The organism is Streptomyces bambusae (genome assembly GCF_020532645.1).
Lineage (GTDB): Bacteria > Actinomycetota > Actinomycetes > Streptomycetales > Streptomycetaceae > Streptomyces > Streptomyces bambusae.
Window position 1 is genome coordinate 1 of record NZ_JAJAUZ010000164.1, and the last position, 304, is coordinate 304.

Here is a 304-nt window from a genome sequence, read left to right on the forward strand (position 1 = left end):
GGCCGGATTTCCTACACCTTCGGGCTGGAGGGCCCGGCGGTCACCGTGGACACCGCCTGCTCCTCCTCCCTCGTCGCCCTCCACATGGCAGCCCAAGCCCTCCGGCACGGCGAGATCGACCTCGCCCTCGCCGGCGGCGTCACCATCATGTCCTCCCCCAGCACCTTCATCGAATTCAGCCGCCAACGCGGACTCGCCCCCGACGGCCGATGCAAACCCTTCGCCGCCGAAGCAGACGGCACCGGCTGGTCCGAAGGCGCCGGCGTACTCGTCCTCGAACGCCTCTCCGACGCCCGCCGCAACG

General features: G+C 70.7%; 1 protein-coding gene. It reads left to right on the forward strand.

The annotated features are described in order from the left end of the window. Positions 1-304, forward strand: a 304-nt coding sequence (locus tag LG634_RS37655) for a beta-ketoacyl synthase N-terminal-like domain-containing protein (protein ID WP_308072768.1), incomplete at both ends; no start/stop codon positions are given.